We start from the raw sequence: 9,368 nt of genomic DNA on the forward strand, positions 1-9,368 counted from the left end.
ACCTCGCTCCGCATACCGCTTGCAAATGTCGAACACCCCGGTCTGGGTCAGCCCAACCTGCGCCGCGATCGCACCATAGGTCAGGCCGGCCTGGCGCAGCCCGATCACCTGACGCCGACGTTCCTCTTGCGCCGCCGCCGGCAGCTTGCGCATGTCCACATGCTTCACGCCCCCAACCTGGACTGATCCTACTCGCCTTCAAGACCGCCCAGGCCGGATCAATAAATAGAAGTGTAGGACCGACTCTGCCGTTGGTGCGTCATGCGCCTCGGCAAAGCGCGTCTCGTCGGCATTGAGCTGCAGCACTGGCAGCCAGTCTTGATCGCCGCGCTGGTTGCGCGCGAAGGTAGCGTCAACGTCGAGGATCCGAGCGAGATTTTCAGCGCGCTCGACATAGCGGGCCAGCCAGAACATGCACTCCGCAGAGCGGGCGAGGAGAATGTCAGCCAAGGACCCAGGTATCCTTCGATCCGCCCCCCTGGGACGAGTTAACGATGAGCGACCCCTTCCGGAGCGCGACGCGCGTCAGGCCGCCTGGCAGTACCCAGCTTTTCGCACCGGTGACTGCGAACGGCCTCAGATCGACATGCCTGGGCTCGATTCCATCTCCGGCAAGGGTCGGCGCGACCGAAAGATCAAGGCAGGGTTGACTGATGTAGTTGGCCGGATTTGCCACAAGACGCTCGCGGCATTCTTGCAGCTGCTCCCGCGTTGCCCGGGGCCCAATGGTGATGCCATAGCCACCAGACTCCCCGACCGGTTTGACCACCAAATCCGCTAAATGCTCCAACGTGTAGCGTAGCGCCTCGGGCTCGCGGCAGATATGCGTCTCGACGTTTGAGAGAATTGGTTCGTCACCAAGGTAGTACCGAATCACACGTGGCATGTAGGCGTAGATCGCCTTGTCATCGGCGACGCCGGTACCGACCGCGTTGGCCAAGGTCACATTGCCCGCGCGATAGGCACGCATCAGGCCGGGGACGCCGAGCATGCTGTCCGAACGGAAGACCTCCGGATCGAGGAAGTCATCGTCAATGCGGCGATAGATCACCTCGACCCGTGCGAGCCCGCGTGTGGTGTGCATGTGGACACGGTCCTGATTGTCCACGATCAGGTCGCGCCCCTCGACCAGCGGAACGCCCATCTCGCGCGCCAGGAAGACATGCTCAAAGAAGGCGGAATTGTAGCTGCCGGGCGAGAGCAGGACGACCTGTGGATCTACTGCTTCGCCAGGAGCGACGTCCCGCAGTGCCGCGAGCAATCGCTGGCCGTAATCGTCGACCGAGCGCAACCCGATCCCTTCTAGCAGGTCGGGGAAGGCACGCTGCATCATGTGGCGGTTCTCCACCACGTAACTAACGCCGGACGGCGTTCGTGCATTGTCTTCCAACACCAGAAAGATGCCGGCGCCGTCGCGGACGATGTCGGTGCCGCAGACATGCACATAGGTGCGGTGCGGCAGGTCGATGCCCTGCATCGCCGGCCGGTAGTTGGCATTGCCGAGGACAAGGTCCTGCGGGATCACGCCGTCCTTGAGAATGTGCTGCTCGTGGTAAAGGTCGTGCAGCAAGTGGTTCAGGGCGGCGACACGCTGACAGACCCCTGTCTCGATATGCCGCCACTCATCGGCCGATAGCACGCGTGGGATTGGATCGAAGGGTAGTACCCGGTCTATTGCGTTTTTGTCGGAATAGACGGTGAAGGTAATGCCCCGATCGTGCAGCTCGGACTCGGCATCCGTGGCGCGCTGTCGCAACTCCTTGACCGAGACCGTGCCCAGCCGGTCCGCAATGCGCTGCACAGCGCCGCCGCGTGACAGCTCGCAATAGAAGTTTCCTGGCGTGTAGTCGCTCAGCATGGGCCCCACGTCCAGTTGTGATCCGTTGTTGCAACAAGCGCCGCGAGAGCCTTGCATGTCCTATGCCACGCCGCCGTCTCGAATGGGATTCGACTTAGGCACGACGATCAGATGCTCGGTGCCGCGACAGGCGAGCGACGCAGGGCGGCGCAGCCCGGGCGGGGGAGGGGCCGGCCACGCGAGGTGCCGGCCGTGGTGGAGGAGCCGCCCGAGGTCCTGCCGCCGTCGCTGCCCCGCGCCGGGCCGCTCGAGCGGCGGGCCTTCGACTACGGCGACCTCGAGGCGGCGATGCAGGCCGTGGACGCGGCGATCCGGAAGGACCGGACCGGGCTCGCGCGGGTGGCCGGGACCGGACGCGCCGACGACGGTGCGGGGTGAGGGGCCTCGGATGGCGATTTGCATGGATTGAGGCGACGACCGGGATGACGAGCCCAGGCGGTCTCGGACCAGGCATCGTCCGGCATGCCCCAAGGAGGTGGCTGGGCGGCAAGATGCCGGGCCATGGGCAAGGCCCGCAGCGATGCGCCGGCTCGATCCTACGACCAGCGACACAGAGGTGCGGCGACGACTGCGTGAGCGGCGTTCGATCCGGACCGCCGGATGGATCCATCACCCTCAGGGGGAAAGGCCATCAGCCCGCGAGCAGCGCCAAGTCCTTGAGGTCCTGCGTGCGCTGCCTGGCTCGCCTTTCGTAGCTTTCCTGGTTCTTGGTGCACACCAAGCTGTAAGGCCGGCCGCGGCGATCGGTCGTCAGGTCGAGGTCGGCTTGGGCCCGACGAATACTGTCCTCGACATGGCTGCGGTCGGCTTCTGCGGCTTTCAGTATCCAGGTCTGCCGCTCGGGGTCAGCAAGGAAGCGAGCCAATTCGGTGCAGTTCTTGCAACGGCAGGGGAGTGTGGCTGCCCGGCGCCAATCGGCCGGCGGCGCCAGGGGCTCGGCGGCCCGGAGGCGCAGGTGCGCGACGCACGCCGCCCGTAGCCTCTGGACCGAACTCGCGCCCTGCATCCTGCCGCTGCCGATCATCGTACGAACTGCCGGGACAAGGATGGCATCCAGGTCGTAGGTCTTTGGTCTGGCCAGGATATGGTCCACCGCCCGCTCGGCCAGCGCCCGGTCGATCGCGCCGAGGCCGGTCAGCAGATCAACGACGGCGGTCGGGCTCACTTCGGGCCCGCGCTGCCAGAACTCGTCCGGCGCCACGCGGTCGCGACCGCCCGGAAGTGCCTCGGCCAGCCTGATGGCGGCGCCCGCGAGGCCGGACACGTGCTGCTGATCCAGGGCGGCAGCCGTTCGGGCCAGGAGATCGGCACAGGCGCCGAAGCTGGTGGCAGCCGTTCCGGCCACAATGCGCTCAACCAAGGCCGCTGCCCGCGGCGGCGGTAGGCTGCCGATCGCGGCGACGATCGCGGTATTGTCGCCCTTACCGTAGACGCCCGCGGCGGTGATCTCGGCCAGGAAGCGCTCGATGAGCTCGGTATCAGCCAGTCGGGTCAGCAGATCGAGCATGCGGGCGGCATCGCCCGGGGTCTCGTCTGACCGCGGATACCCGACCCGTCTCGGCCATTGCGCGAGCATGTGCCCGGCAAGGTCGTGCGCCTCGCGCCAGAGGAGCGACTGCCGGTCCCCGCCGTCCTCGGCCCAGCGCCGGACCAAATCGTCCAGATAGGGCAGGGTCACCCGCAGCCCGGCCTGGCTCAGGACGGCGAAGAGCCGGTCGCTCGGCCAGAGCACCAGCGCCGCCCGGCGGTAGGTGCGCTCAAAGGAGGCCCCCTCATTGCCGGTCGCCTCGCGGAAATGCTCCTCGTCCGGCTCCAGCTCGTCGCAGGCGTCGGGCGGCACGAACTCCTCCGCTTCGACCGGGATCCCGCCCAATGTCGTCGTGCCGCCATCGGGACGGCGCCAGTCCGACAAGGTCATGCTGCGATCGAACACCTCGCCGGCCTCGAAATCGTCCTCTTCGGAGTCCCACCTCCCCCGGCGGGAGCCGTAGTTCCCGGCATACTCGGCGGCGCCGCTCTCCTCGACGGTGAGCAGCGCCAGGTGCAGGTCGCATTGCGCCTCCCGCGCGGCCTCAGTCAGTACCCCAGCGGCTGCGGCATCGGCGCCCTTCAGCATGGCGAAGCCGAACTCCGCCGGCGTGTAGGCATGCTCGAGGAGGTAGACCAGCTTCTCGGGCGTGTCGTCATCCCGATGGCGCTTGCCGCGTTTCCACCGCTGCAGCAGCGCGGTCACGCGGGCCTGCTCGGCCGCATAATCGGGCGGCACGGGCGCCCGCCCCCGGCCGTGGCGCACCAGGTTGTAAACCAGGATCAGGCGGCACCCCTTGGTGACCGGCAGGACCTCGTGCACGCAGTCGGCATAGAATGCGGCGAAGGCCACCTCCGCCGGGTCGTCGCCGCGCAGATCGAGCCGGACTTCGCGGCCCTTGTGGCGCACCACCAACTCACCGCCCACGAAGGACGACGGCAATGCCGCCACGAGGGTGGCGAACATGCCGGGCGTCTTCTCGGTGTCGCGGTGGCCGAGAAAGAAGCCGCCCTCCTCGTAGAGCAGCAGCTTGTAGAACTCGGCCGAGACCGGTCCATCGACGCCCAGCCCCTCGGCAGCGCGGGCGACGATCGTCTCGAGCGTCCGTACCCAGTGCCTGCCGCTGATCCGCACCCGATCCGGGCCGACCTGCCGGCAGCGCCTGACCGCCGGATCAATCAGGGTCTCGGCGCCACGGCCGTACGGGGCCGGCTCAGCCACGGCGGCGAGTTGCTCAGCTTGCGCCGGCAGCAGTGGCAGCGCCACGGGACCAACACCCTCGACCTCCAGCAGCGGCGCCAGCAACTCGCTCGTGCCAGCGGCAAAGAAGTCGCCTGGCCGACGGATGGTGGCGAGCAGTGCGGCGAGGTCGGCGGGGATCGTCGTCATGCGGCTGGTCAGGTGAAATGTTGCTGCAATAGGCCAAGGCCTAAGGATGTACCTTGCCTGGCCACAACGGAGATTAACCTCGGCTCTCGCGGTCTTGCATGCAAGGCCGCGAGCAGGAAGATCATTAGCGGCGGGCAAAGAGCGCCCGGAACAGCCGCTCCGCCTCGCGTCGTCCCTCCTCCGTGAACACCACCGAGTCGGCCGTGAAGTAGGCGGAGAACGGCGGTTATCTGCGGCTTTCCGGCGCTCAGGAAGTATCCGGTTTTGCAGGCTTGGCCTTGAGCGGGGGCCGGAACCTTGCAAACGGGGCTGTGCGTTGCGGGCCCGGAGGGGGCGTGATTCGGTCAGCGGCACCCGGCAGGTAGAGGCCTCCGATGCGCCCGAAGCAGCCCAAGGCCGAGCCGCAGGAGGACCTCTTCCGCGCGCGGCTGGAGAACCTGGTGGACCCGCGGCATGCACTGGTGCGCCTGGCCGGGCTGATCGACTGGGGCCGGTTCGAGGCGGAGTTCGGCGCGCTCTACACCGATGGCGGCCGCCCCGGCCTGCCGACCCGCCTCATGGTCGGCCTGCACCTGCTCAAGCACATGGACGGTCTGTCCGACGAGGCGGTTTGCGCGCGCTATCTCGACAGCCCCTATTTGCAGCTGTTCTGCGGTGAGACCCACTTCCAGCACGCCCTGCCGCTGGACCGCTCCTCGATGACGCGCTGGCGCCAACGCATCGGGCCCGAGCGTCTGGAGGTGCTGCTGGCCGAGAGCGTGGCAGCCGCGCAGCGTGGCGGCGCCGTCGAGGAGCGGCACCTGCGGCGGGTGACCATCGACACCACGGTCCAGCCCAAGGCGGTGACACATCCGACCGACAGCAAGCTGCTGCACCGCGGCATCGAGATCCTGGCACGCCTGGCCCGGCGGCACGGCATCCGGCTGCGCCAATCCTACCTGCGGGTGGCTAGGCGGGCCCGGCGCGAGGCCGCCAGGCTGATCCATGCCGGCCGCCGGCGCCAGGCCGAGCGCCACGTCCGGCGGCTGCGGACCTGGCTGGGTCGCCTGGCCCGCGACATCAGCCGCAAGATCGCCGGCAAGGCTGCCGTGCAGGCCGCCCTCGCTGCGCCGCTCGGCCTCGTCGCCCGGCTGCTGCGGCAGCGGCGCGAGGACCGCGGGCGGGACAAGCTCTACTCGCTGCACGCGCCGGAGGTGGAGTGCATCGGCAAGGGCAAGGCCAACGCCCGCTACGAGTTCGGCGTGAAGGTCTCGCTCGCCACCACCAACGCCGCAGCACCCGGCGGGCAGTTCGTCCTCGGTGCTCGCGCCCTGCCGGGCAACCCCTATGACGGCCACACGCTGGCCGCCCAGATCGCCCAGACCGAGCGTGTCATCGGCGTCGAGGTCGAGCGCGCCTATGTCGATCGCGGCTACCGCGGCCACGATGCCGACCGCGCCCGCGTGTTCGTCTCGGGTCAGAAGCGCGGTGTCACCCCGACCATCCGCCGCGAGCGACGCCGCCGCAGCGCCATCGAGCCCGTCATCGACCACCTGAAGAGCGACGGCCATCTCGGTCGCAACTTCCTGCTCGGCACCGAGGGCGACGCCGCCAACCTCGTCCTCGCCGCCGCCGGCCACAACCTCCGCCTGCTCCGCGCTTGGCTCGCCTGGCTCTTGGCGTGGCTGCTCAGCCTGCTGTCGCTGTCCGAGCAGCCACAGACGGGAAACATGTCCAGGCACGCCGTTGCCTGAAAACTCCGTAGTTCACGGCCGACTAGCACTACTTCGGCATTTTCATTCGAGCCTGTGCAGGTCAATGAACTCGCGGCATTTGGGGCATCGCAGCCGGATGAGAGCGGCGAGGTGAGCGAGCAGCGCGCGTCGGATGGCTGGCAGGGTAGGTTGCGGCGGCGGACCAGTGGTGCAGATTTTTCCCCCGCTGGCCACTTTGGCCTAACCGGAGGTGTTGCAGGAAGGCGAAGGCGATCAGCACCATGAGCGCGTGGTGGTGCAGGCCAGCCCAAGATCGCCCCTCGAAGTGATCGAGGCCGAGTTCTTCCTTCATCTGCTGGTGCGCCTGCTCGCAGACCCATCGGGCCTTGATCGTGGCCGCGAGGGTCTGCAGAGGCGTTTCTGCGGGATGGCTGGCAAGATAGTACCGCCGCGCGCCGCTGCTGCGCCGTTCACCCACCAGCCACAACTCATCACCAGGCAGGCGGTGCCCGGTCTCCGACTGCACCCCTTCGGCCACTCGCACCCGCCGGGCGGCAAAGCTGGCACTCAGCGGACCCTTGGTGCCCTGCCGCCATTGGATCCGGCGCCAAGGCACGTTCTTCAGGCCCGCAGCGGCCGTCACCGGCCGCTGGTTCGGCACGCCATGCCGGCGCGGACGTCCTTTGCCCTGCGCGGCGGGCCAACACAGCTTCACCGTGGCGGGATAGAGCTTCTGCGTCTTCGGGATACCCACCGCCCAGAGCGGGGTGCGGCTAGCTAGACCACGACGGAAAGCGGCGCTACGGCCATAGCCGCTGTCGGCCAGGGCGCAACCGAAGCGGACCCCGGCAGCCCGGAGCCGGTCAATCTCCTCGAGCGCGATTGCCCCCTTGCTGCGGAAAGCGCGGCGGTCCGCCGGTACTCCCGCCTTGTCGCAGCGCGCTCGGTCCTGGCACCAAGTCTTCGGCAGGTAGAGCCGCAGCGCCACGGGCACCGGCACCTCTTCGCGGGCCAGGGTGAGCGAGACCAGAGCCTGGCAGTTCGCCGTCTTCCCCAGCACACCGGCATACTGCTGCGCGACCCCGACCGAGTGCTCGCCCTTTTTGGGCAGCGCAGTGTCGTCGATGATCAGCATCGTCTCCGGCCCGCCCACGAGGCGGTCCGCCTGGCGCGCCAGCACCACTTCGAGCGGGGCGGTTTGCCAGGCCGGACTGCTGATGAAGTGGTGCAACTGGTCGCAGTCGGACGGCGCGATCCGTGCCGCCATCGGCTGAACGCTCTTGCGCTCCCCCGGGCCCAGTAGACCCCGCACATACACCGGGGCCCAGCGCTGCCGCACCTTGTGGCCGAGGGCCTCCAAGAATGGCTTCAGCCACTCGGCGAAGGCCTGCTCCCAGTCCGCGGTCGCTTCGATCATGCGCCACCTCGCCGGGCCGCACCCCAATCGAACCGGTCATCAGCTTACCAGCCGGGCTCGCCAGCTACCAGGAAACTGCCGAAGTAGTGCTAGTCGCGCTTCGGAGTTTAGACGAAGGCCTCACAGGTGCGTCAATCTCACTGCGCGGCGGTATCAGGTGTTGTTGGTAGGCTCCCGAAGCAGCTCAGCCGGGCGTACTCCCAACTCCTGTGCCAGCTTGCCGACCATATCTATGGTAGCGCTGTATATGCCGCGTTCTAGCGAGCTTACGTAGGTCCGGTCGATGCCGGCGCGAAGAGCCAACTCCTCTTGTGACAAACCTCGGTCCCGTCGCAGCTGGCGGAGGTTGTGCGCCAGCACAGCCCTGATGTGCATGTGCACGACAGCAGGAGCTTGTTGAGTATTTTACTACGGAGTATACTCGACAGAAATCTCGTCTCCCGCACATCCACGCTCAGCAAAGGTCCACGCGGAATGTCAGATAAAATGGAAAAGGATGTAGCCGTCTTGCTTGTCGCAGTTGAGGGTCTGCGTGTAAGAGAAAAAAAATACCGAGAAAGAATTGAATGGATAGAAGGTAGATTAGCAGTAGTTGAAAGAAGGTTGCATAATGTCGAAAGCCTTGAGCATCAAATAGAAGATCAGAGTTTATGGAAAATTCGTCCAGAAGAAATTTAATTGATAACCCATGCCGGAGGCCTTTTTCGACGGCTCAGCTAAATTTGGTGGTTGTGTTGCGAACTCCTTGAATCCTGGGTAATTACCCACCCCCTCTGACTTCTGCGGCGGAGCGGTCAGGCCGTGACGGTCGTCAGGATGGTGCCGAAGACGCTGGTGTTCGGCGCGAGGCGGGCGGTGGCGACCACGGTGCGGACGTCCGCCTCGCCCTGAGCGGCCCACATCGCGCGATAGCCGTTGGTGACCTTGCGCTGGATCACGGCGGGGCGGAGGTCGCGCTCGCAGGCGTTGTTCGTCGCCCCGACCTGGCCAGGCCAGTCGGCAAAGGTCAGAAGTTGGTCGCGCGCTCGCCGCAGCTTCGCTTGCAGCGCCCGCGTCAGCTCGCAGCCGCTGGGGGCTGCCAGGATCGCGTCCAGCCTGCGCTCGAGCGCCCGCCGCTTGGCGGCCAGGGTAGAGGCGGCAAGGCCTGCGGTGTCGGCTAGGTCGAAAGCTGAGCCCAGCCAGAGCTTGAGCCGGAACGGCACTGGGTCGTCGCTGGCCTCGAGCGCGTACGCCACGTCGCGCGCCACGTGTGCCAGGCAGGTCTGCTGGGCCAAGCCGTGGCCCTGCTGCGCCGCGTAGCGATCCGAGAGCCAGACCGCGGGGCGGTGCCCGTCCATCATGGCGTGCACGACAGAGGCGGCGCGGGTCGGTGCGGCCTGGTGCACCACGGCGTCCTGGCAGCGGAACACCCAATGGTAGCCGGAGCAGCCCTCGATCCGCACACCGGTCTTATCCGAGGCCACCACTTCAGCACGGCGCAGC

9 protein-coding genes are annotated in these 9,368 nt (G+C 67.2%); 3 read left to right on the plus strand and 6 right to left on the minus strand.

The annotated features are described in order from the left end of the window. Nucleotides 1-198: 198 nt before the first annotated feature. Nucleotides 199-450: an alpha-E domain-containing protein gene (locus tag E2C06_RS33785; RefSeq protein ID WP_241671592.1), complete on the minus strand. Its 252-nt coding sequence runs from the start codon at nucleotides 448-450 to the stop codon at nucleotides 199-201. Further along, on the minus strand, nucleotides 443-1,858 hold the full coding sequence (locus E2C06_RS33790; protein ID WP_133292948.1) for a circularly permuted type 2 ATP-grasp protein: 1,416 nt from the start codon (nucleotides 1,856-1,858) through the stop codon (nucleotides 443-445). Before E2C06_RS33790 ends, E2C06_RS33785 begins: the two co-directional genes overlap by 8 nt. Nucleotides 1,859-2,041: 183 nt before the next feature. Here E2C06_RS33790 and E2C06_RS33795 point away from each other — a divergent pair, with 183 nt between their 5' ends. Next, nucleotides 2,042-2,236, plus strand: coding sequence for a hypothetical protein (locus tag E2C06_RS33795; RefSeq protein ID WP_133292949.1), 195 nt, complete (start codon nucleotides 2,042-2,044; stop codon nucleotides 2,234-2,236). A gap of 253 nt (nucleotides 2,237-2,489) precedes the next feature. Here the strand turns inward: E2C06_RS33795 and E2C06_RS33800 are convergent, their stop codons facing one another. Continuing rightward, nucleotides 2,490-4,775 carry a 2OG-Fe(II) oxygenase gene (locus E2C06_RS33800; RefSeq protein ID WP_133292950.1) on the minus strand — a complete coding sequence of 762 codons (2,286 nt, stop codon included), beginning with the start codon at nucleotides 4,773-4,775 and terminating at the stop codon, nucleotides 2,490-2,492. A gap of 374 nt (nucleotides 4,776-5,149) precedes the next feature. Between E2C06_RS33800 and E2C06_RS33805 the strand changes: the two genes are divergently transcribed. Further along, nucleotides 5,150-6,508, plus strand: a complete 1,359-nt coding sequence (locus tag E2C06_RS33805) for an IS5 family transposase (protein WP_133292951.1) — start codon at nucleotides 5,150-5,152, stop codon at nucleotides 6,506-6,508. Between the two features lie 61 nt (nucleotides 6,509-6,569). Here the strand turns inward: E2C06_RS33805 and E2C06_RS33810 are convergent, their stop codons facing one another. Next, the gene (locus E2C06_RS33810; RefSeq protein ID WP_133292952.1) at nucleotides 6,570-7,886 is read right to left on the minus strand and encodes an IS701 family transposase; all 1,317 of its coding nucleotides are present in this window, start codon (nucleotides 7,884-7,886) and stop codon (nucleotides 6,570-6,572) included. A 153-nt stretch (nucleotides 7,887-8,039) separates the two neighbouring features. Beyond that, complete coding sequence (locus E2C06_RS33815) at nucleotides 8,040-8,261, minus strand: helix-turn-helix domain-containing protein (RefSeq protein WP_133292953.1); 222 nt, start codon at nucleotides 8,259-8,261, stop codon at nucleotides 8,040-8,042. 99 nt (nucleotides 8,262-8,360) lie between these two features. On the opposite strand from E2C06_RS33815, the gene E2C06_RS33820 reads away from it, so the two are divergent. Next, nucleotides 8,361-8,564 (plus strand): hypothetical protein, encoded by a 204-nt coding sequence (locus tag E2C06_RS33820; RefSeq protein ID WP_133292954.1) that lies wholly within the window; start codon nucleotides 8,361-8,363, stop codon nucleotides 8,562-8,564. 116 nt (nucleotides 8,565-8,680) lie between these two features. Here the strand turns inward: E2C06_RS33820 and E2C06_RS33825 are convergent. Then, a partial coding sequence (locus E2C06_RS33825) for an IS66 family transposase (protein ID WP_165982844.1) occupies nucleotides 8,681-9,368 on the minus strand: 688 nt, incomplete at its 5' end.

The sequence above is a fragment of the Dankookia rubra genome (assembly GCF_004355005.1).
Taxonomy (GTDB): domain Bacteria; phylum Pseudomonadota; class Alphaproteobacteria; order Acetobacterales; family Acetobacteraceae; genus Paracraurococcus; species Paracraurococcus ruber_A.